This window comes from Acidisoma sp. 7E03 (assembly GCF_054665075.1).
Genome location: NZ_BAAFHE010000009.1, coordinates 209,815 through 231,475 on the forward strand (window position 1 = coordinate 209,815; position 21,661 = coordinate 231,475).

The following is a 21,661-nucleotide window of genomic DNA, read 5'->3' on the forward strand; positions in this document are numbered from 1 at the left end:
CGTGGTAAGAACAAGCGTATGAGCGGCGCCATTCGTCCCCTTTTGGCCCGCCTCGCCCGCGGCGAGAGCCTGACGGAAGCCGAGGCGGAAGGGGCCTTCGGCGCGGTCATGACCGGTGACGCGACGCATGCGCAGATCGCCGGCCTGCTGATGGCGCTGCGGGTGCGCGGCGAAACCGTGGCCGAGATGGTCGGCGCCGTGCGCGCGCTGCGCGCCCGCATGGTCGCAATCCACGCGCCACCCGGCGCGATCGACGTTTGCGGCACGGGCGGTGACGAACAGGGCACGCTCAACATCTCCACCGCCGTCGCCTTCGTGGTGGCCGCCTGCGGCGTGCCGGTGGCCAAGCACGGCAACCGGGCGCTGAGCTCCAAATCCGGGGCGGCCGACGTGCTGGAACACTTGGGCATCGGCACCACCCTGCCGCCCGCGCGGCTGGAAGCAGTGCTGGCCCGCACCGGCTGCGTCTTCCTCTTCGCGCCGAACCACCATCCTGCCCTGCGCCATGCCGCCCCCGTACGCGCCGAGCTCGGCACCCGCACCCTCTTCAACCTGCTCGGGCCGCTCGCCAACCCGGCACGTGTCACCCGCCAGTTCACCGGCGTCTATGCCACGCACTGGACGCGGCCCGTGGCCGAAGCACTGGGCCAATTGGGGACCGAGCGCGCCTGGATCGTCCACGGCCAGGGGCTGGACGAGCTGACGCTGGCTGGCCCCAACCATGTCTCCATCCTGGAAGACGGCCATGTGCGGGACGTCGTGCTGCATGCCGAGGAACTCGGCCTGCCGCATGCGCCGCTTTCGGCGCTGCGCGGCGGCGACGCCGCCCACAATGCAGCCGCCCTTCGCCTTTTGTTGGATGGCGAGCCAGGGGCCTATCGCGATACGGTGCTTCTCAATGCGGCGGGCGCCCTCGTGGTGGCCGGCCGCGTCGACACGCTGGCCGAAGGCCTCGGCGCGGCCCGTGCCGCGATCGACGAGGGCCGCGCCCGCGCCGCGCTTGACACCTTGCGGCGCGAAAGCCAGGTGCCACCCACGGAGAATCAATCAGTGACGGTAGCATGAGTTCCCAAACCCCCGACGTTCTGGTCCAGATCTGCGACGACACCCGGGCTGAGACCGCCCGCCGCAAGGCGGAGTTCCCGGTGGACGTGCTGAAGCAAAAGATCGCGCAGCAGACGCCGCCGCGCGGCTTCGCACGCACGCTGATGGATCACGTCAACACCCATCGCGTGGCGCTCATCGCCGAGGTCAAGAAGGCCTCGCCCTCCGGCGGGCTGATCCGTGAGGATTTCGACCCGGCGGCCCTCGCCGAGGCCTATGTCGAGGGCGGCGCAACCTGCATCTCCGTGCTGACCGACCGGAAGTATTTCCTCGGCGAGGCCGAGCACCTGGCGGCGGTGCGCGCCGCCGTGCGGGCGCCTATCCTGCGCAAGGATTTCATCCTCGAACCCTGGCAGGTCTATGAGAGCCGGGCGATGGGCGCCGACTGCATCCTGCTGATCATGGCCGCCCTCTCCGACGACCAGGCGCGCGAACTCGAAGAGTTGGCGCGGGCGCTCGACATGGACGTGCTGGCCGAGGTGCATGACGAGGCGGAACTGCACCGCGCCCTCGGCCTTCAGACTCCGCTGATCGGCATTAATAACCGCAATCTCAAGACCTTGAAGACCGATCTTGAGACGTCGATCAAACTGGCGCCCCAGGTGCCGCCGGAGCGTTTCCTGGTGGCCGAAAGCGGCATCCGCACGGCGGAGAACGTGAAGCGCCTCGTGGATGCCGGTTTGCAGTGCTATCTGGTGGGCGAGAGCCTGCTGCGCCAGCCCGACGTGACCCAGGCGGTGCGCGACCTCATCGGCGCGGAGCGCAAGGCCAGCGCGGCCTGACGGCGATGAGCGCGGAGGGCCCGAAGCTCACCCATTTCGATGCTGCCGGCCGCGCGGCGATGGTCGACGTTTCGGACAAGGCCGAGACGCAGCGGGAGGCCACGGCCCGCGCCCGGGTGGTGATGCAGCCGGCGACCCTCGCCCTCATCCAGAGCGGCAGTGCCGCCAAGGGAGACGTCCTGGGCGTCGCCCGGCTCGCCGGCATCATGGCGGCGAAGCGCACGGCCGATCTCATTCCCCTATGCCATCCCCTTCCCCTGTCTTCGGTGCGCGTCGATCTGGAGCCGGACGAAGCGGCGGCGACCGTGGAGATTACCGCGACCGTCCGCACCACCGGCCGCACCGGCGTCGAGATGGAGGCGCTGACGGCGGCCTCGGTCGCCGCCTTGACGGTCTATGACATGTGCAAGGCGGTCGACCGCGGCATGGTGGTGGAAAGCCTGCGCGTCGTCGCGAAATCCGGCGGCAAATCCGGGGATTTCACCACGCCATGATCTCGGTTGCCGAAGCGCGCGCGCGCATCCTGGCAGGTCTCGCCCCGCTTGCGGCGGAGACGGTTCCGCTCGCGGAGGCACTGCATCGGGTGACCGCCGCGCCGGTGGTGGCACGTCTCTCCAACCCGCCTGGTGATGTCTCCGCCATGGACGGCTATGCCGTCCGGGCCGCGGATGCGCAGGCCGGCACTGCGCTGCGGCTGATCGGTGCGGCGCCGGCCGGCCATCCCTTCGCCGGCACGGTGGGACCCGGGGAGGCCGTGCGGCTCTTCACGGGCAGCCTGGTGCCCAAGGGCGCGGACACCATCCTCATCCAGGAGAATGCGCGCGCCGAGGATGCGCAGGTGACGGTCCGGGAGGCGCCGGCGCCTGGCCGCCACATCCGCCGCATGGGCCAGGATTTCATGGCAGGCCAGACCGTTCTGCCGGCAGGCACCCGTCTCTCCCCCCGCCATATCGGCCTCGCCGCCGCCGCAGGCCATCCGTGGATCACGGTGCATCGTCGGCCGCGTGTCACCCTGCTCTGCACGGGGGATGAAATCGCCCTGCCGGGCGAGCCGCTGCCGCCGGGGGGCGTCGTCTCCTCCAATGGCCCAGCCCTCGCCGCCTTCCTGCGCGCGGCCGGCGCCGAGCCCACGCTGCTGCCCACCGTACCGGACCGGCTGGAGGCGATCGCGGCCGCCGCGGAGGCCGCCCGCGGCGCGGACATGCTGGTGACGACGGGCGGCGCCAGCGTCGGCGACCATGATCTCGTTCAGGCCGGCCTCGCTGCGCAGGGCCTGACGCTCGATTTCTGGCGCATCGCCATGCGGCCGGGAAAGCCGCTGATGCACGGCCGCCTCGGGCCGATGCCGATGCTCGGCCTACCGGGCAATCCGGTCTCGGCCCTGGTCTGTGCTATCCTCTTTTTGCTACCGGCACTCGAAAAGCTGCAGGGGCTGCCGGGCCACCCACCGATGGCCGAGCCGGTGCGGTTGGCAAGCCCCCTGCCCGCCAACGACATGCGCGAGGATTACGTCCGCGCCTCTCTGCTCGAGCGGGAGGATGGTGGCGGCTGGCTCGCCCATCCCTATGGCACGCAGGATTCGGGGCAGATCAGCCGGCTGGCGGCGGCCGATGCGCTGCTGGTACGGCCGCCGCTGGCCCCGGCGCTCGGTCCCGGCGACATGGTGCCCGCGATCCGTCTGGCGCCCCTGGGCCTGTAAAGGCTGCCTCAGCCCGCGGGACTCGCGTCAGAACGTCGTGCCCGGCCTTGAGCCGGGCACCTACCGCCTGGGCGGGAGGGCAGGCCCGCGCACGACGATTGTAAACGTGACGGAATCCCGTCCGACGCCTCAATCGAAGTCGGTCGGCAGCGCCCGGTCGCGCCAATGGGCGAACATGCGGGCGATCTGCTGCGGCAGGATACGCCCCTTAGAGAGGTCGGCAGGGATCTCGTCTTCTGCAAAGAAGCGCACCTCGGAGGTCTCCAGGCTCGTCTGCGCGGCACCGCCCGTCAGCTCGCAGAGGAAGAAGTGCTTGACGATGGAGAAGAGGCTGGGCGGGTGGTGGCCTTGCGCCGCATGGTCCCAGACGGCCGCGAGCTTCACCGCACGCGCGCGATAGCCCGTCTCCTCGAAGACCTCCCGCACCGCGCTTTCGGCCGGGGTCTGGCTCACGTCGGCCCAGCCGCCCGGCAGCGTCCAGCGGTTCGCATCCATCACTTCCCGCACCATGAGGATGCGGCCCTCGGCATCGAAGACGGCGCCGCGCACGTCGATCTTGGGCGTGGCGTAGCCGCGTTCGGCGGCGAAGAGCGCGTGGAGATCCGCCGCGCTACCATCGGTGCGCGCGGCCAGCATGCGGGCGGCAAGCCCTGTCAGCGCCTCGTAGCGCTCCCGGTCATAGGGGTCTTTGGTGAAGGCGAGGCCGGTCTGCGCCGTCGCCTGCACCTCCCGCGCCCAGAGCAGCCAATCGGGCTCGCCGCTCATTCGGCCGCCGCCGGCTGCGCGCCAGAGGCGGCAAGCCGCGCCTCGTGCTGCCGCGCATAGCGCTTGGCGAGGACGGCGCAGACCATCAGCTGCATTTGGTGGAAAATGATGAGCGGCAGCACGATGAGGCCGACGGTCGAGGCGCCGAAAAGCACGTTCGCCATCGGCACGCCGGTCGCCGCACTCTTCTTCGAGCCGCAGAAGACGATGGCCACTTCCTCCGGCTTGGCAAAGCCGAGCAGCCGGCTGCCGAAGGTGGTGATCACCAGCACGACGGCGAGAAGCACGGCATTGGCGAGAATGATCTCGGCGAAGCCCGAGAGCGGCAGCTTGTGCCACAGCCCGTCGATCACCGCGCCACTGAAGGCGGTGTAGACGACGAGGATGATCGAGCCGCGGTCGGTGAATTTCAGGATGTGCTTGTTGCGGTGGGCCCAGCCGCCGATCCACGGCCGCAGCAGCTGGCCCAGCACGAAGGGCAGCAGCAGCTCGACGAAGATCGCCCCGATGCTCTCCAGCCCACCGCCCCCGCCATGGGTCTTGAGCAGCAGACTCGCCATGATCGGCGTCACCACCACGCCGAGCAGCGTCGAGAAGGTCGCCGAGCAGATCGCCGCGGGCACGTTGCCATGCGCGATGGAGGTGAAGGCGATGGAGGACTGAACCGTCGAGGGCAGCAGACAGATGTAGAGCAGGCCGATGAGCGTCGCATGCGTCAGCACGTGCGGAAACAGCGCCTGAAAGCCAAAGCCGAGCACGGGGAAGAGCACGAAGGTCGCGCCCAGGATCGTGAGATGCAGCCGCCAATGGCCGAAGCCCGCGATGATCGCTTCGCGCGACAGCCGCGCGCCCTGCATGAAGAACATCACCGCAATGGCGAGCGTCGTCAGCCATTTGAAGACGGTGGCGCCCTCGCCGTAGCAGGGGAAGAAGGAGGCGATGACCACCGTCGCGACGATGGCGAGGGTGAAGCCGTCGGGGAGAAGGTTCAGGAGCGTGCGCATGGCCGCCAACCTAGTCGCGGGGCGCCGGCACGGGGAAGATGCGGAAGGAACCGCGGCCGGACGAGCTGGCATGCAGGAGCAGAAGTCATTCGAGGCTCCGGTTGCCTGTTGCTCACGAAGTCGTTATTGTTGCAAAAGCAAAAGCTTAGGGTGGACGACATGGCGATGCGGCGCAGATCCCTCCTCTCGGCCTCCCTTGTCGGCGTGCCCCTCGCCGCCTGGGCCGCGCGCAGCGCGGCCGCGGCCCCGCCCGCCGGGGCAACGCCGATCGCGCCCTGGCCGCATGTGATCAACGGGCCGAACGGCACCGTCACCATCTATGAGCCGCAGGCCATCGCCTGGCCCGGCCGCACCACCCTCTCGGCGCGCGCGGCGATCCAGATCGCGCCCAAGGGCAAGCCCCCCTTCCTCGGCACGATCGAGGTATCCGGCACCACGACGGTCGATCCCGAGACCGACACCGTCATCTTCTCAGCGCCGAAGCTCCTCTCCTCGAGCTTCCCCTCGCTCGACACCAGCCAGGCCATGGCGGTGCAGACCCGCATCAGCGACTACATCGCCAAGCTGCCGCCGAAGATCATCCCGCTCGACACCGTGCTGCTGAGCCTGGGCGAAAAGCCCCCGCCGGCCGCGCCGGTGAAGAACGACCCGCCGCCGATCTTCTACAGCGCGGGACCCGCGAGCCTGCTCATCTTCGACGGCACGCCCGTGATGGCGCCGATCGGCCAGACCGGGCTCACCTATGCCGTCAACACCAATTGGGACGTTCTGCAGGATACGAGCCAGGGTGGCGCCTGGTATCTGAACAACAACGGCAGCTGGCTGGTGGCGCAGGCCTATACCGGCCCCTGGCAGCCGGCCGGTACCTTGCCGCCCGAGTTCAGCCGCATCCCCAATGACGCGAATTTCGCCACGTTGCGCAAATCGGTGCCCGGCAAGCCCTTCACCGGGGCGCCGCCCACGATCTTCGTGTCGACGACACCCGCCGAGATCATCGTCACCGCCGGCCCCCCGCAGTTCAAGCCGGTGCCGCAGACCGCGCTGCAGGTCGTGACGAATACCGGGGCGGTGCTGTTCCGCTACACACCCACCGGCACCTTCTACTACCTCGTCTCCGGCCGCTGGTTCTCGGCCAAGAGCCTCTATGGCCCCTGGACCTTCGCGACGCCGAACCTGCCGCCGGATTTTGCGCGGCTTTCGCCCGATGGCGAGTTCGGCAATCTGCTCGTCTCGGTGCCCGGCACCGCCGCGGCTCAGGCCGCGGTGCTGAAGGCGCAGATCCCGACCCAGGCGACACTCTCCCGCAGCACCGCCAAGGTGACCGTCACCTATGCCGGAGCGCCGAACTTCGCGCCCATCCCGGGCACGACGATGCAATACGCGACCAACACGGCCTATCAGGTCATCTTCGCCGAGGGGAAATACTACTGCTGCTACCAGGGCGCCTGGTTCGTCGCCGCAAGCCCGATGGGGCCATGGGTGCTGGCGGCCGCGGTGCCGCAGGTGATCTACACCATCCCACCGTCCAGCCCAGTCTACAACGTGACCTATGTGCAGGTGTACAGCGCAACGCCCGCCGCCGTGACCTATGGCTATACCGCCGGCTACATGATGGGCTTCGTCACCGCAGGCATCATCGCCTTCGGCACCGGCTATTACTATCCGCCCTATGTCGCCTGGGGCCGGGTGCCGGTCTACTACCCCTATCCCTACACCTATGCCGGTAACGTGCACTACAACACGGCGACGGGAGCATGGGCCACGACCGGCACCGTCTACGGGCCCTATGGCCGCACCGCGACGGCGGGCTATGGCTATAATCCCACCACCGGCACCTATGCCCGCGGCGCTGCGGTCTATGGCCCTTACGGCGGGGCGGCCGCGGGCTCGCGCTACAATCCGACGACCGGCGCCTATGCCCATGGCTCCGCCGTCTGGGGCCCGAACGGTGGCACCGCCCATGCCGAAGGCTACAACCCGAGCACGGGCCGCTACGGCAGCACCACCCAGAATGCCAATGCCTATGGCCGCTGGGGCTCGAGCACGGTGAGCGGGCCGAACGGCACCGTGAACACCGCGAGTGCGAGCAACGCGCGCGGCTCGGCCGGCGCCTACAGCACCAGCAATGGCGGCCAGGGAGCGGCCGTGCACGGGGCGAATGGCAACAATGCTGCAGTGGTGAAGACGCCGACCGGCAACGTCTATGCCGGGGCCGACGGCAATGCCTACAGGCATACGAGTTCCGGCTGGTCGAGCTACAACAACGGATCCTGGCAGCAGGTGCAGAAGCCCGCGACGAACAGCCAGAACTGGAGCCAGCTCAACCGTGACCAGACGGCACGGCAGTACGGCGGCTACAATCGCGGCGCCTGGGGCGGCGGGGGCGGCGGCGCGCGCTGGCGGCGCTAAGCGCTGGCCCCGCCGGCCGCACCCGGCGGGATGCACCGATTCGGTAACGAACGATTCATCTTGCTCTTGAACCGTTCCGGGCCCAGGGTCGCGGATGACGAGGCCCGGGCGCCGCCTCGCGTGGTGCTCTTGCGTCCGGCGCCACCCCTTCCGATGTCCGACCAAGGGTCGGCCTAGGCAAGGATCGTCTTTGGTGCCGGCTGGGACGGAGAAGCGGCATGACCATGCCCGCCTATGTCGGACGCGACGAACCGGCCGATCTGCGACGATTGCGTCGCGTGGGCTGGCTCCTGATTGGCCTGCTGCTGGGCGCGGCAGCACTCCTTGCGCTTGCCCTGACCGTCATGGGCGCCTGGCCGCGCGCCACCCCTTCCCCGGTATTCCCCACCCTGACCCTGGCTCTGCTCGCGGGCGCGCTCTGCACCACCTGGCGTTTCCGCCAGCTCTTCGCCCGCCGCGTCGCCGACCAGGATGCGCAGGTCGCCACCATGTCGGAGGCGCATGTGACGGCGGCGGTGATGCCCTATGGCAGCGCGGCCACCCTCGCGCTCGACCGCATCCATGCGGCCCTCGACGCCACCCTCCGCGACGACATCCCTCGCCTGATTGCCATGCTGCCGACGATGGAGGTCAGCCGCAGCCTGCTGGCCCGCATGACGCCGGAGGAGCAGCCGCGCCTGGGCGCGGTTTTGCATGATCATCTCCGCATGCTCATCGATCCGGGCCTGCCTGAGGAAACCCACCGCACGCATTCCGTCCATCTCGGCGTGGTGCATGGGCTGACCGGCGTGGTCGCCGCGGATTCGATCCGTCTTCTCGACACCGTTGCCGGCGCGCTGCACAAGACGGTGGACGACACATCTCTGACGGCAGTGGAGCGCATGCGGGCGCATGCCGTCCTGCAGGTGCGTTTTGCGAATGAACTGCAATTCGAACAGGAAGGGCGATGGCAGCTCGACATCGAGCGGCATCAGGCCCTCGCCACCATTCAGAAGGGCGTGGAGGGCTGGTCTACCGCAGGCACCTTTCCGGCCGAGGTGGTGCAGCTTCTCTCCGGACTGCACGGCATGCGCGGCGTCGCCTGGGGCCGACCGGACGACGACAACCTGCACGTCGTCGAGTTCAGCGCCGGCCGCGCGCTGGACCTGCTGGGGGACCCCGAAACCCGTCGGGCGACCTTGCGGGTGGGGACACGCGAAACGCGCCTGCAACCCTTCACGCTGCGCGCCTGGGCCTCCGGGCAGATCGAAATCACGGACAACATCGCTCTCGACCCGCGGATGGCCGCCTGGGCCCCCATGGCGGCGCGCTTGGGCATTCGCAGCGGCGTCGCGGTGCCGCTGCTGGACGAGACGGGCCTGCCCGTGGCCGTGCTCAGCCTCTACGGCGCCTTTCCCGGCCAATTCTCCAATCAGCTTGCCGGCATCTGGCTCTGGGCCCTGCAGGAACTGGTGCAGCGGCGCGGGACGGCGCCCATGGCCTCCACCCCGCCCATTTCGGTGGAGCAGCGCCGCAGCCTACGCCAAGCCCTGTATGAGGACGGCCTGCAGATGGTGCTGCAGCCGCTTGTCGACCTGAAGACGGGCGAGGTGGACGCCGTGGAAGCCCTCGCGCGCCTATCGCTCGACGGCCAGATGCTGCCCCCCAGCGCCTTCCTGCCCGCCTTCGGCACGGTCGAATTGCAGGATCTGTTCCGCCGCGGGCTGGACCAGTCGCTCGCTTTCCTGGCGCGCGAGCGCGGCCGGCTGCCGCGCCTTCGCCTCGGCATCAACCTGCCGCCCGCCGTGCTGGAACAGCCCGGCTGCGAGGGCTGGATCATGGAGGCGCTGCGCCGCTTCGGCGTGCCGCCGAACCGGTTGCTGCTCGAACTGCTGGAGCTGGACGGCAGCCGCAACTGGAAGGAGCGCGCGAGCGTCACCCTGCGCAGCTTGGCAGCAGAAGGCGTGCATCTGGTGATGGACGATCTCGGCTCCGGCCATAGCGGGCTGCAGCGTCTGCGCAGCCTACCCTTCGACAAGGTGAAGATCGACCAGAACCTGATCCGCCAAGCTTTGCACGACCCGGAGAATACCATCCCCTTCATCGGTGGGTTGATCGAGGTGGCACACCGGCTCGGCATGCGGGTGGTGGCCGAAGGCCTCGAAAGCGTCGATCTCGTGGAGATGGTGGCCTTTCTCGGCGCCGATTACGGCCAAGGCTACGCCCTCGCCCGGCCGATGCCGCCCGAGGCTCTGGCAGACTGGGCCGACGATTTCGTCTATGCTGTAGACCCGGCGCGGCCGCTGACGGACCTCGGCATGCGGGCGGTGCGGGAGCTAGAGAAGACTCACGGCCTCGCCACGCTCCAGTAAGCGCTCAGATCAGGGTGGCAAGCACCGAGAGCAAGACGCAGGTGGCGATGGCGTTCAGCGCCATGCCGAGGCTGGCGAAGGCGCCGGCCGTATGGTCCACCTGGAAGGCGCGGGCCGTGCCGAAGCCATGGGCGGAGACGCCGATGGCGAAGCCCCTCGCCCGATAATCCCGCATCTTCAGTAGGTTGAAGAGCGTTGTTGCGACCATGGCGCCAGTTACCCCGGCGAAGAGCACGATGGCCGCGGCGAGCGAGGGCACGCCGCCCAGGCTCTGCGCCATCGCCATCGCGACCGGCGTGGTGACGGCGCGCGGCGCGATGGAGGCGAGGATGGCGCGCGGCGCGCCGAAGAGCGAGAGGATGGCGACCGCACTCACACTCGCCGTCACCGCGCCGGCGACGAGGGCGAGCAGGATGGGCAGCGCGAGCCGCGCGATGAGGGCACGCTGCGCCCAGATCGGCACGGCGAGGCCGACGACGGCGGGCCCGAGCAGGAAACCCAGCACCTGCGTCTGCCGCAGATAGGTGGGATAGGCGGTGTGGCTGGCCAGCAGTAGGCCGATCAGCACCGGGGTTGCCAGCAGCACCGGGTGGCAGAGCGGATGCCGCCCCGAGCGGCGGGACAGGATGTCCGCCCCTTCGAAAACCGCGAGGGTGATGGCGAGCCAGGCGACCGGGCTCGAGAGCAGGGCGTTCATGCCGTGGCCCTCCCTTCCGCTGCCATCGGCGCCCGGCGCTCCACGACGCCCGTCGCCCAGTGGAAGACGAGGACGGTGACGACGAGGGTCAGCAGCACGGACACGGCGGTCGCGACGGCCAGGCCCAGGCCGTAGCGCGACAGCACGGCGCCTTGCGTGACGAGGCCGACGGCCGCGGGCACGAACATCACCGAGAGATGCGCCGTCAGCCACCGCGTCACCTGCGTCAGCGTCTGCCGCTCGCGCCGCAGGGCGGCGAGCCAGGCGAGCAGCACGAGCATGCCGAGGACCGAGCCCGGCAGCGGCAGGCCCGCTGCCCGGCGCAGGACGTCGCCCAGGAACTCACAGACGAAGAGGAGGGAGATGGCACCGATCATGCTCATCGCGGGACTGCCTTGTGCGAAAAGCGACGCCGCCGGAGGGCCGCCGATGAGGCAAGAATAGGCGTGCCGCAGTTCATGTGTAAAATGGGTTGTTTCGATCGAAACCAGTCCTGAATGGAATAGTCTGATGGACCTGCGTGCGCTCCGTTCCCTTACTGAGGTCGTCCGCCAGGGCGGCTTCTCCCAAGCCGCTGCCGTGCTGAACACCACGCAATCCAATGTCAGCAAAACGGTGCGACAGCTGGAGGAGGAGGCCGGCCTGCCGCTGCTCGACCGCATCGGGCACCGCTCGCGGCTGACGGCGGCAGGTGAGATCGTTCATGCACGGGCGCTGCGCATGCTGGCGGAGCGCGCCGACCTGATGCGCGAACTGGCCGAGCTTCGCGGGCTGGAGCGTGGGCGGCTGCGCCTCGGCCTCGCCCCCATCGGCGCCTCGCTGCTCTTCGCCCCGCACGTGGCACGCTTCCATGCGCGCTATCCCGGCATCGACATCTCGCTGGTGGAACAGGGATCGAGCCGCCTGGAGGAGATGCTACGCGAGGGCGAGATCGACCTCGGCGCCTTGCTGATGCCGGTGCCGGAGGTTTTCGACTGGCAGGAGGCCGCGACCTCCCCCGTGGTCGCGGTGGTGGCGGAGGCGGACGGGCTGCCCCGCGATCGCCCGGTGCCGCTCGCCGCTTTGGGCGGCCATCCCTTCATCCTGTTCGAGGCGGGTTTCGCGCTCAACGCCATGGTGATGGAGGCCAGCGGCAAGGCCGGCATCACGCCGCGCATCGTGGCGCGCACCAGCCAGCCGGATTTCCTCTTCGCGCTGGTGGCCGCGGGCCTCGGCATCGGCTTCCTGCCGCGGCTGATCGTGGAGGACCGCGCGCCCTCCGGCGTGCGCATGGTGCCGGTCACCGAACCCGAGATCCTGTGGCACATGGTCCTCGCCTGGCGGCGGGAGGGCTTCCTGCCCGCCCCCGCCCGCGCCTGGCTCGCCCATCTGCGGGGGGCGGGGTGAGGCGGTTGGGCGTGTGCTCAACACCCAATGCGCCCAGGCTGCCCCACGCGATGCCGTCAGGATCTGATGAAGGCAAGCAAGTCGGGGTTGAGGACATCCGCATGCGTGGTGAGCATGCCGTGCGGGTAGCCGGGATAGGTCTTCAGCGACCCGTTCTTGAGCAACTCCACCGCACGCGGCACCGAACTCGCGAAGGGCACGACCTGATCCGCCTCCCCATGCATCACCAGAACTGGCACGGTGATCGCCTTGAGGTCAGCGCTGTAGTCTTCAAGCCAGGAATCGACGGTGGCGTGGTGGGCGAGCGCCCCACCCGCCATGCCTTGGCGCCACCAATTGGCGATGACCAGCTCCGACGGCTTTGCGCCGTCCAGGTTGTAGCCATAGAAAGGGTTCTCGGGCACAAAACGGTAGAACTCCGCCCGATTGCCCAGCACACCTGCGCGGATCGCGTCGAACCACTCCGGCGGCTGACCGGAGGGATTTTCCACGCTCCGATACATGTTCGGCGTGAGTGAAGCGACCAGCACCGCCTTCGCGACCCGCTCCTGATGGCGGGCAACATAACGCGCCACCTCGCCGCCGCCCGTGGAGTGCCCGATATGCACCGCGTCGCGCAGGTCGAGATGCGTGGTCAAGGCCGCGAGGTCCGCGACCCACTGGTCCATGGTGTTGCCGGTGCTGGGCTGATCGGACCGGCCGTGGCCGCGCCGGTCATGCGCGATTACCCGATATCCGTGCTGGAGGAAGAACATCATCTGGGCGTCCCAGTCGTCCGCCGACAGCGGCCAGCCGTGGCTGAACACGATCGGCTGGCCCGAGCCCCAGTCCTTATAGAAGATGGTTACGCCATCGCTGGTTGTGATTGTCGGCATGGAGCCCTTTCCTCTGTGCTTGTTATTCGGTTGATGATGAGAATGAACGAATTGGTTCGGTTCATCCACCCTTTGTTGAAAAGGATAGAAAACCGTTACGCTCTTATGAGCCGCGTCTCTCGAAGACAAATACCTTGTCCGGTCGAGCTATGCCTTGAAGGTATAGAGAGACGAGATGGAGCTGCGGTGGGTGCTCTACCTTACGGCCGGCGGATGCATCGCAACGCCGCCGCGCGCACTAGCCCCCATCATATCGGGCGCGAGCGCTGCGGATCTTATCTTGATTGCCATTCGCCCAGGTCACGAGCGCCATGACGGGCGCGAGAAGCGTCCGGCCTACTTCGGTCAATTCATAGTCGACGCGCGGTGGGATGGTGGGGAACAAGGTCCGCTTCACCAACCCATCCCGTTCCAATCCACGCAAATTGATCGTCAGCATCCGCTGCGAAATGCCATCGATCCGACGCCGCAGCTCATTGAACCGAACGGGTCCATCCTTGAGCGTCGCGATGATGTAGAGCGTCCATTTGTCGCCGATGAGATCGAGGATTTCCCGAACCATCCGGCAGTCGTCCCCTTCGCCGGGGGTAGGAAAATGGATGTCACTTAGGGTCATCGGCGTGCCTTCTTGCGCGCAATTTTGCGGTCACCTTAATAGGGTTGGTAACAAGAATTTACCACCCTGTGGGAGCACCGCATGACCACCATCCTCCTCGTGACATCGAGCCCGCGTGGGCCGGAGAGTCTTTCTACCCGCTTCGCAACCGAGATCGCCGAAGGCTTCAAGGATCGTTGGGGCGCCACCCTTTTGACGCGGGATCTCGTCACCAAACCCCTGCCCCATATCACGCCAGCCTATATTGACGGCCGCATCGCGGCGCCCGAGGCGCGTACCCCGGAACAGACCGAGGCGGTGAGCCTGGCCCAGGTGCTGGTCGACGAGGTGAAGCGGGCGGAGGTGATCGTCCTGGGTTCAGGGATGATCAATTTCGGCCTGTCCTCCCAGCTCAAGGCCTGGTTCGATCACATCACCTGGCCGCGCGTGACCTTTGGATACACCGAAGGCGGCAGGCCGCAGGGCTTGCTCACCGGCAAGAAGGTCTACCTCGTTACGGCCGCAGGCGGCGTCTTCTCCCAAGGCGACTGGGCACCCTTCGATTTCCAGACGGGCTATCTGCGCCACCTTCTGGGCTTCATCGGCCTGACCGACATCGACATCCTCCGCGTCGAAGGCACCGTCTTGGGACCCGACATGGCGCAGGCCGCAATCGCCGCCACCGAAGCTCGCGTGCGCGCGGTCTTGGAAAAGGTCGCCTGAGAGCCCGCCATGTTGCACATCGATCTTTTCACCGACATCACCTGCCCCTGGTGCATCATCGGGTATCACCGTCTCGACAAGGTCCTCGCGGAACGATTCCCAGAGTTGGAGGTGGATATCCGGCAGCATCCGGTGCTTCTGCTTCCCGATGCGCCGGCCGAGGGACTCTTCATTCCGGATCTTCTCCGCGCCCGCTACGGCGTGATGGACCCGAAGGCCTCCTTCGCCCGACCTGAAGCGGAAGCGCGCGCCTCTGGCCTTGACCTCGACCTCAGTCGTCAGCCCTGGACGTATAGGACGCAGGCGGCGCACGGGTTGATCCTTGCGGCGCGTGCCCGCGGCACGCAGCATCGGCTCGCAGTCGCAATCACCCATGCGCATTTTCTGGAAGCCAAGACCATATCGGATGCCGATGTTCTCGCCGACATCGCTGTGTCTCATCGCTTCGAACGCGAAGAAGCCCGTGCGATCGCGCTCGATCCGGCGCAGCACAGACGTGTCGAGCAGGAAGCGGCCCGATCGATGGCCGCCGGGGTCCGGTCCGTCCCGCACTTCGTCTTCGGTGGGCGTATCGCCATCAACGGGGGACGCAGCGAGGACGAGATTGCCTCGGCGATCCGTCAGGCCGCTGCCGGCATGGCCGGGTGATAGCGAGGCGTTAGTCCTCGCGGCCTCATCCCAATGATCGGCCTACAAGCAGCCCTGCACCGAACTTCCTTTCCTGTGGCACAGGGTCCTCGCCTGGTTAGGGGACGGCCTCCTCCCAGCCCTCAATCAACACAAGCGCTCGTCAGTGATCGGGCGTTGCCGCGACACCGACCCGCGCCGCCGCGGCTGCTAGACGCTTGTCGCGAGTCCAGAGACGCGCGGCCGCCGTTAGGGTCGTGCCCGCCAGAAGATGAGCATCGACATAGCCAATCCCGAGCCCAAACAAGGCGTGCCGCTCAATAAAGACATGGACTTCTTCATCAGTAGCAACCAGTGCCGAAGGCAGGTCGCGCAATAACCCCAAGATGAGGTCCCGCTTCCTGAAATTGCCCAACGCCAATTCGCCGATGACGAAAGGATGGGCGAGGATTTCCCGACGCTCCAGTAGCGCAAAGAGCATAGAATCGGTCTGGCGCAGATGGTCGATCCAGACCGAGGTATCGACCAAGATCATGCTGGCTCGGTTTGCCGGCGCGGTCCCGCGCTCGCTTTGGGCTCGGTGCCGCCAAGGCGCGCGAGCCGCGAAGCGGATTCTCGCTCGATCAACGCCTTCAGCGCCTCCCGGATGATCGAAGACTTCTCCGTCAAGCCCGTATAGGCTTGAGCCTTGGCGAGAAGATCGTCATCGAGCGCGACCGTGGTTCGCATGATCCGTGCCTTCTTTCAGAGGCACAGATTATCGCATCAGATGATGACTGATACAATGCCGATGGGAGCGGCCTTCGATATCCTCCCATAACAAGATGCGCGTTACCACTTTGGCTCTCAGATCAAATGCCGGCTACAGCCTCCTGCCGAGCTTCGAAAGTGAAGCAACAGGCGCATAGCGAAGGCAGAGTTCCCGCGATCAACCCGCCTGCGGTTGGCAAGATGATCCATCGTTTCTCCTGGCCGCCTTCCTCACCCGCACCGGAATGTTCTTCGCCGCCGGGGTCTTGCTGCCCTCGGCATGGTGGCTGAGCGGCAGCAGCGCATTCGCTTCCGGATAGTAGGTGCCAATGCAGCCCAGCGGGATGTTGTAGGGCGTGACGAGGAAGCCCGCCATTTCGCGGTGAAAGCCGTCGGTGGACTCAGTCACAAGCGAGACCGTCTCGCCCTCGGCCAGGCTCAGCCGCGCCATGTCCGCCCGGTTCATCAGCACCGCCATGCGCGTGCCTTTGACGCCGCGGAAGCGGTCATCGAAGCCATAGACGGTGGTGTTGAACTGGTCGTTGCTGCGCAGCGTCATCATGCGCAGCACCTCCGCGCCCTCGGCCGGCATGTCGCGATCTTCCTCGAGCGCCGTTGGTGTGATGATGAGCGCCTTGCCGGTCTTGGTGTGCCATTCCCGCTTGCGCGCGGGCATGGGCTTATGGAATCCCCCCGGCTCGTGCATCCGCCTGTTGTAGTCATAGAAGATCGCGGGATAGGTCTCGGCGATGGCATCACGGATGCGGCTGTAGTCGTCGATCCAGCCCTGCCAGGGCACCAGCGGATTGGGGCCCAGCGTCGCCATGGCGATGCGGCAGACGATCTCCACCTCGCTGCGCAGATGTTTGGAGGCCGGCGCCCGCACGCCGCGCGAGGCATGGATGCAGCCCGAGGTGTCTTCCATCGACAGCAGCTGGTCGCCGCTCGCCTGGCGGTCCCGCTCGATCCGGCTGAGCACTGGCAGAACGTAGCTGACGGCACCGGGATAGAGATGGCTGCGGTTGATCTTGGTGGCCATGCTGACGGTCAGCCGCATCTTGCGCCACACGGCCTCCATCCGGTCCCGGTCCGGAATGGCGCGGAGGAAATTGCCGCCGAGCATGACGAAGGCATCCACCTCGCCGCGCAGAATGGCCTCGCAGGCCTCCACCGTTTCCAGCCCCGTCTCGCGCGGCGGCTCAAAACCATATTGCTTTGCCAATACATCCATCGGCACCAGCTCGGGCTTTTCGGTGATACCGACCGTGCGCTGGCCCTGGACGTTGGAGTGCCCGCGGATCGGGCTGATTCCGGCGCCGTCCTTGCCGATATTGCCTTTGAGCAGCAGCAGGTTGACCAGCATCTGCACGGTCTCGACACCGGCGCGATGCTGCGTCAACCCCATCCCATACACCCCGATCGCGGCTTTCGAACGCGCATAGGTCGCGGCCGTCTGCTCCAGCGCCGTTCGCTCCAGGCCGGACTGCCGCTCCAGCGCCTCCCAGTCCTGCGCCCGCAGCCACGCGACGAAGGAATCGAAGCCCGTGGTATGCTCGGCTATGAAGGCATGGTCCAGCACGCCTTGCCCGCCTGCGGCACGGTCCGCATCATCCATCGCGACCAGGGATTTGCAGATACCCGCCATTGCCGCGAGGTCGCCGCCGGTCTTCACCTGGTGATATTGCGAGCTGATCCGGGTTTCGTGCCCCGTCAGCATTTCAACCGGTGACTGCGGGTTGGTGAAGCTTTCCAGCCCCCGCTCGCGCAGCGGGTTGAAGGTGATGATCGGCGCGCCCCGCTCGCTCGCCTCCTGCAAGGGGTGCAGCATGCGCGGCGAATTGGTCCCCGGGTTCTGCCCGAAGAAGAAGATGCAGTCGGTCTTCGCAAAATCGTCAAGCGTCACGGTGCCCACGGGCACGCCAATGCTCGCCGGCAGTGCCACCGAGGTGGTCTCGTGACACATGTTGGAGCTGTCAGGCAGATTGTTGTTGCCGTAGAGCCGGGCAAAGAGGGCGTAGAGGTAGCTCGCCTCGTTGGAGGTGCGGCCGGAGCTGTAGAAGACGGCCCGCCTGCGATCGGTGATCGCCCGCAGCTCGCGGCCAATCTCCGCGAAGGCCTCATCCCAGGAGGTTTCGCGGTAGCGATCGGTTGCCGGATCATAGCGCAGGGGCCGTGTCAGCCGCCCGACCTGCTCCAGATCGTAATCCTGCCAGCCGCGCAGCTCGGACACGGAATGCTGTGCAAAGAATTCCGGTTTGGCGCGGCGTGTCGTGATGTCCCACGCCGTCGCCTTGGCGCCGTTTTCGCAGAATTCGAAAGGCAGAGGATCGGCGGGCTTGATCCAGGCGCAGCTCACGCATTGGAAGCCGTCAGGCTTGTTCTGCTGGGTGAGGGCCAGGGCCCCGCTCACCGGCACGCCTTCCCGTCGCAGGATGTTCTGCAGCGACCGGGCCGAGCCCCATCCGCCGGAGGGACGCGTATAGGGCTTGAAGGACGGGGTGCGGTCCATGAGCGGTCTCCTCTCCGGCTTCGCGAAGAGATGGGGCCCGGGCTGCTTGCGGCAACGCCCGCGCGCCCCATTTACCGCCGGTCGACATCAACAGACGCGAGAGCAGACATGGTCTCCATTGGCTATCTGATCGACAAGCCGGACGGTCCCTCGCCCCTGCTGCACTTCATCAACACGCGCATCGTACCGCCGGCGATCGACGCGGCGGGCGCCGTGGAGTCCGCGGTCTACGAAGTCAGCCAGAAGATCCGGGCGCAGCCTGCGCCCTATCTCCTGGCGGCCGGCATCCTCGGCCTGGTGCTCGGCACCGCCGCCTTCTCCACGCGGCGGTAGCGCCGGCGGGCTATCAGGCGGCCTGGGTGCGGGCCAGGCGGTGGGCGGAGACCGCCATCACCAAGCCGAGGCCGGCAGCAATCGCCCCGATGAGGAACACCGGCCCGTAGCCCGCATGGTCGGCCAGCAGGCCGACGACCGGCCCGGTGCCGCCATAGGCGATGTCCTGGAAGGCCGCGAAGCCGCCGATGGCGGTGCCGCGCTGATGCGGCGCCACCTGCTTCACTACCTCCGCCCCCATGGCCGGGAAGACCATCGAGCAGCCGAGCCCGGTGAGCACGGCGCCGGCCAGCGCCAGCAGCGGGCCCGTCGCCTGCCAGATGAGCAACTGACCACTAGCCTCCACCGCCAGAGAGACGATGGCAACCGGGGTGCCGCCGATGCGGTCCGGCAGATGGCCGCAAAGCAGGCGCACCAGCACGAAGCCCAGGCCGAAGCCGGTGAGGCCGAGGCCGCCATAGGGCCAGCCGCGGCTCGCGACATAGAGGGCGAAGAAGGCGCCGAGGGCCGCGAAGCCCACGCCCTGCAGGCCAACCGCCGCGCCCATGCGCCAGATCCGGCCGAGGATGCGCCAATAGCTTTCGCGCTGACCGGCATGGGGCGCGGCCCCCGGAAGGGCGGCGATCGCGGCGAGCCCTACCAGCGGCAGCAGGAGGGTGACCGCCATCACACCGGCGAAGCCGACCTTGTCCAGCACAGCAAGGCCGAGCGGCCCGCCCACGGCAAAGGCGCCATACATCCCCATGCCGACCAGCGCCAGCACGCGGCCGGAACGCGGCACGCCCATGAGCCCGATGCCCCAGCCGATCATGCCGACCATGGTGAGGCTTTCGCCCAGGCCCAGCAGCAGCCGACCAAGGAGGAGCACCGGGAAGGCCGCGGGAGCTGGCAGGCCGGGCGCCGCGGAGAGAAGACAGATCAACCCCGCCGTCGCATAGACCAGCAGGCCGCGGCGCATGCAGGGCTTGCCGCCCAGCCTGTCCGCCCAGGAACCCGCCCAGGCACGGCTCAGAACGGTCGAGAGGAACGCGATGCCGACGGCGAGGCCCGCCCAGGCATTGTCCAGCCGCAGGCCGTGGACGACATGCACGGCGACCACGGGCAGTGACATGGCAACTGCGAGATACGAGATGAAGAGCGCGGCCGTCAGAGCGACAACGCGTCGATAGGCGAGATCCACCGGCCGGGAGATGTCCATGGCTGCATACTCCGCATGAAGCGCGGCCGCCCTTGCGGCGGCTTCGCGCGTTGATGCGTTGGTTGACGTAAACGCTTACGCCGCCATGGCGGTGAGGTGCGGACAGACATCCAGCCAAGACGCCGGCACGCTCCGCCCACCGATGCTGCCCGCTCGCCCTCGGTCCGGCAAGCCTTTTCCGCCCCCTACCGCTCCGCCGCATTGCTGATATGATCGGATCAACCAGCGGAGAGTGACCTTATGTTGACACGTCGGAGCCTGCTCGCCACCACGGCCGGAACAGCCGCAGCCCTCGGCCTCGGGCCCTTGGCCGCCGCCCCGGCCTTCGCCAAAACGCCGCACAACATGGCGGTGATGGCCAAGCAGATCGACGACATGGTCAGCCTGGACCCCGCGGAATCCTACGAGTTCACGGATAACGAGGTGGACGCGAATTGCTACAGCAAGCTCGTGATCCCGGACCGCAAGAACCCGAGCAAGATCGTGGGGGACCTCGCCGAGCGCTGGGACGTGTCGGCGGACGGCCTCACCCTGACCTTCCACCTCAAGACCGACGTTCATTTCGCCTCGGGCAATCTCGTGACGGCGGATGACGCCGCCTTCTCCCTCCAGCGGGTCGTCAAGCTGAACAAGGCCCCCGCCTTCGTCATCGGCCAGTTCGGCTTCACGCCGGACAACGTCGAAAGCCTGATCAAGGCGACGGACAACCACACCCTGGTGATCACCCTGCCCGCCGTGCAGGCGACCAGCTTCGTGCTCTACTGCCTCTCGGCCAATGTCGGCGGCATCGTGGAGAAGGCCGTCGCTCTGAAGCACGCCCAAGGGGACGATCTCGGCAATGGCTGGCTGAAGACGAACAGCGCCGGCAGCGGCCCCTTCTCCCTCGTCTCCTGGGTGGCGAGCGACCACATCATCCTGAACGTCAATCCGCACTTCAAGCCGCAGCCGGCGATGAAGCGCATCGCCATCCGCCACGTGGCCGATCCTTCGGCCCAGCTGCTGCTGGTCCAGAAGGGGGATGTGGACATCGCCCGCAACCTGACCTCCGACCAACTCAAATCCATCGCGGGCGACGCGAAGCTGCATCTCATCTCCGTCAACCAGGCGGCACAGATGTACATCGCCATGAACGAGGCGGTGCCGCAGCTCAGCCACCCCGAAGTGCGCCAGGCCATCAAATGGGCCGTCGGCTATCAGGCGATTGCGGAGCACATCACGCCCAAGACCTGGGACGTCTCCCAGTCCTTCCTGCCGAAGGGCTTGCCCGGCGCGCTAGACGAGACGCCCTTCCACAAGGATGTGGCGAAGGCCAAGGCGCTGATGGAAAAGGCTGGCTTCGCCAGCGGCTTCACCCTGACCATGGATTACATCTCGCACGCGCCCTATGCCGACATCGCCCAGGCGGTACAGGCCGATCTCGCGGCCATCGGCATCACGCTCACGCTGGTGCCGGGCGAAGAGAAGCAGGTCATCACCAAGACCCGCCAGCGCGCCCATCAGCTCGCCATCCTCGAATGGTTCCCGGACTATTTCGACCCGAACTCCAACGCCCAGGGCTTCTGCTACGACCCGGACGACAGCGACGCGAGCAAGGTGCGCGTCCCCGCCTGGCGCAGCCACTTCTCCGACAAGATCCTGTCCGATGCAGTCATCTCCGCCTCCAAGGAAACGGACGCCGACAAGCGCATGGCGATCTATGCCGAGATGCAGAAGCGCTTCTGGGAGATCGCGCCCTTCGCCTTCATGCTGCAGAAGGACGATGTCGCGGTGCTGCGGGAGGGCGTGAACGGCCTGGTGCTGGGCGCGCTGCCTGACTTCACCAGCTACCGCGAGATCACCAAGAGCTGAAGCCCG

General features: G+C 67.4%; 21 protein-coding genes. 11 read left to right on the plus strand and 10 right to left on the minus strand.

Annotation, left to right across the window (positions count from 1 at the left end):
* The first annotated feature begins 18 nt into the window (after positions 1 to 18).
* The 4 genes from trpD to ACYQ6W_RS15560 are packed head-to-tail and all read left to right on the plus strand — an operon-like array spanning position 19 to position 3,585.
* A complete protein-coding gene (trpD, locus tag ACYQ6W_RS15545; RefSeq protein ID WP_459676579.1) occupies positions 19 to 1,065 on the plus strand; it encodes an anthranilate phosphoribosyltransferase in 1,047 nt (348 codons plus the stop codon).
* A complete protein-coding gene (gene trpC, locus ACYQ6W_RS15550) occupies positions 1,062 to 1,886 on the plus strand; it encodes an indole-3-glycerol phosphate synthase TrpC (RefSeq protein ID WP_459676581.1) in 825 nt (274 codons plus the stop codon). The genes trpD and trpC overlap by 4 nt, the downstream gene beginning before the upstream one ends.
* Positions 1,887 to 1,891: 5 nt before the next feature.
* Positions 1,892 to 2,380, plus strand: coding sequence for a cyclic pyranopterin monophosphate synthase MoaC (gene moaC / locus ACYQ6W_RS15555; protein WP_459676583.1), 489 nt, complete (start codon positions 1,892 to 1,894; stop codon positions 2,378 to 2,380).
* Positions 2,377 to 3,585 (plus strand): molybdopterin molybdotransferase MoeA, encoded by a 1,209-nt coding sequence (locus ACYQ6W_RS15560; protein ID WP_459676585.1) that lies wholly within the window; start codon positions 2,377 to 2,379, stop codon positions 3,583 to 3,585. The genes moaC and ACYQ6W_RS15560 overlap by 4 nt, the downstream gene beginning before the upstream one ends.
* A gap of 129 nt (positions 3,586 to 3,714) precedes the next feature.
* Here ACYQ6W_RS15560 and ACYQ6W_RS15565 read toward each other — a convergent pair whose 3' ends face one another.
* On the minus strand, positions 3,715 to 4,350 hold the full coding sequence (locus ACYQ6W_RS15565; RefSeq protein ID WP_459676586.1) for an NUDIX hydrolase: 636 nt from the start codon (positions 4,348 to 4,350) through the stop codon (positions 3,715 to 3,717).
* Positions 4,347 to 5,354 (minus strand): bile acid:sodium symporter family protein, encoded by a 1,008-nt coding sequence (locus ACYQ6W_RS15570; RefSeq protein WP_459676587.1) that lies wholly within the window; start codon positions 5,352 to 5,354, stop codon positions 4,347 to 4,349. The genes ACYQ6W_RS15565 and ACYQ6W_RS15570 overlap by 4 nt, the downstream gene beginning before the upstream one ends.
* A gap of 165 nt (positions 5,355 to 5,519) precedes the next feature.
* On the opposite strand from ACYQ6W_RS15570, the gene ACYQ6W_RS15575 reads away from it, so the two are divergent.
* Entirely contained in the window at positions 5,520 to 7,763 is a 2,244-nt protein-coding gene (locus ACYQ6W_RS15575) for a hypothetical protein (protein WP_459676588.1), read from the plus strand.
* A 218-nt stretch (positions 7,764 to 7,981) separates the two neighbouring features.
* Positions 7,982 to 10,114 (plus strand): EAL domain-containing protein, encoded by a 2,133-nt coding sequence (locus ACYQ6W_RS15580; RefSeq protein ID WP_459676589.1) that lies wholly within the window; start codon positions 7,982 to 7,984, stop codon positions 10,112 to 10,114.
* Between the two features lie 4 nt (positions 10,115 to 10,118).
* Here the strand turns inward: ACYQ6W_RS15580 and ACYQ6W_RS15585 are convergent, their stop codons facing one another.
* Both ACYQ6W_RS15585 and ACYQ6W_RS15590 read right to left on the minus strand, forming a co-directional pair.
* The gene (locus ACYQ6W_RS15585; RefSeq protein WP_459676590.1) at positions 10,119 to 10,811 is read right to left on the minus strand and encodes an LrgB family protein; all 693 of its coding nucleotides are present in this window, start codon (positions 10,809 to 10,811) and stop codon (positions 10,119 to 10,121) included.
* On the minus strand, positions 10,808 to 11,194 hold the full coding sequence (locus ACYQ6W_RS15590; RefSeq protein WP_459676591.1) for a CidA/LrgA family protein: 387 nt from the start codon (positions 11,192 to 11,194) through the stop codon (positions 10,808 to 10,810). The genes ACYQ6W_RS15585 and ACYQ6W_RS15590 overlap by 4 nt, the downstream gene beginning before the upstream one ends.
* A 127-nt stretch (positions 11,195 to 11,321) precedes the next feature.
* Here ACYQ6W_RS15590 and ACYQ6W_RS15595 point away from each other — a divergent pair, with 127 nt between their 5' ends.
* Complete coding sequence (locus ACYQ6W_RS15595) at positions 11,322 to 12,197, plus strand: LysR substrate-binding domain-containing protein (protein WP_459676592.1); 876 nt, start codon at positions 11,322 to 11,324, stop codon at positions 12,195 to 12,197.
* 56 nt (positions 12,198 to 12,253) lie between these two features.
* On the opposite strand, the gene ACYQ6W_RS15600 is transcribed toward ACYQ6W_RS15595, so the two are convergent.
* Both ACYQ6W_RS15600 and ACYQ6W_RS15605 read right to left on the minus strand, forming a co-directional pair.
* A complete protein-coding gene (locus tag ACYQ6W_RS15600; protein ID WP_459676593.1) occupies positions 12,254 to 13,072 on the minus strand; it encodes an alpha/beta fold hydrolase in 819 nt (272 codons plus the stop codon).
* Positions 13,073 to 13,310: 238 nt separating this feature from the next.
* Complete coding sequence (locus ACYQ6W_RS15605) at positions 13,311 to 13,688, minus strand: winged helix-turn-helix transcriptional regulator (RefSeq protein WP_459676594.1); 378 nt, start codon at positions 13,686 to 13,688, stop codon at positions 13,311 to 13,313.
* A gap of 81 nt (positions 13,689 to 13,769) precedes the next feature.
* Between ACYQ6W_RS15605 and ACYQ6W_RS15610 the strand changes: the two genes are divergently transcribed.
* Both ACYQ6W_RS15610 and ACYQ6W_RS15615 read left to right on the plus strand, forming a co-directional pair.
* Positions 13,770 to 14,390 carry an FMN-dependent NADH-azoreductase gene (locus ACYQ6W_RS15610; RefSeq protein ID WP_459676595.1) on the plus strand — a complete coding sequence of 207 codons (621 nt, stop codon included), beginning with the start codon at positions 13,770 to 13,772 and terminating at the stop codon, positions 14,388 to 14,390.
* 9 nt (positions 14,391 to 14,399) lie between these two features.
* Positions 14,400 to 15,038, plus strand: a complete 639-nt coding sequence (locus ACYQ6W_RS15615; RefSeq protein ID WP_459676597.1) for a DsbA family oxidoreductase — start codon at positions 14,400 to 14,402, stop codon at positions 15,036 to 15,038.
* Between the two features lie 142 nt (positions 15,039 to 15,180).
* On the opposite strand, the gene ACYQ6W_RS15620 is transcribed toward ACYQ6W_RS15615, so the two are convergent.
* From ACYQ6W_RS15620 to ACYQ6W_RS15630, 3 genes are all read right to left on the minus strand, one after another.
* Complete coding sequence (locus ACYQ6W_RS15620; RefSeq protein ID WP_459676598.1) at positions 15,181 to 15,552, minus strand: type II toxin-antitoxin system VapC family toxin; 372 nt, start codon at positions 15,550 to 15,552, stop codon at positions 15,181 to 15,183.
* Complete coding sequence (locus ACYQ6W_RS15625) at positions 15,549 to 15,746, minus strand: type II toxin-antitoxin system VapB family antitoxin (protein WP_459676600.1); 198 nt, start codon at positions 15,744 to 15,746, stop codon at positions 15,549 to 15,551. Before ACYQ6W_RS15625 ends, ACYQ6W_RS15620 begins: the two co-directional genes overlap by 4 nt.
* A 199-nt stretch (positions 15,747 to 15,945) precedes the next feature.
* Positions 15,946 to 18,276 (minus strand): FdhF/YdeP family oxidoreductase, encoded by a 2,331-nt coding sequence (locus tag ACYQ6W_RS15630; protein WP_459676601.1) that lies wholly within the window; start codon positions 18,274 to 18,276, stop codon positions 15,946 to 15,948.
* A 108-nt stretch (positions 18,277 to 18,384) separates the two neighbouring features.
* Between ACYQ6W_RS15630 and ACYQ6W_RS15635 the strand changes: the two genes are divergently transcribed.
* Complete coding sequence (locus ACYQ6W_RS15635; protein WP_459676602.1) at positions 18,385 to 18,609, plus strand: hypothetical protein; 225 nt, start codon at positions 18,385 to 18,387, stop codon at positions 18,607 to 18,609.
* A 13-nt stretch (positions 18,610 to 18,622) separates the two neighbouring features.
* Here ACYQ6W_RS15635 and ACYQ6W_RS15640 read toward each other — a convergent pair whose 3' ends face one another.
* Entirely contained in the window at positions 18,623 to 19,807 is a 1,185-nt protein-coding gene (locus ACYQ6W_RS15640; RefSeq protein WP_459676603.1) for an arabinose transporter, read from the minus strand.
* 240 nt (positions 19,808 to 20,047) lie between these two features.
* Here ACYQ6W_RS15640 and ACYQ6W_RS15645 point away from each other — a divergent pair, with 240 nt between their 5' ends.
* The gene (locus ACYQ6W_RS15645) at positions 20,048 to 21,655 is read left to right on the plus strand and encodes an ABC transporter substrate-binding protein (protein WP_459676606.1); all 1,608 of its coding nucleotides are present in this window, start codon (positions 20,048 to 20,050) and stop codon (positions 21,653 to 21,655) included.
* Positions 21,656 to 21,661: the final 6 nt, after the last annotated feature.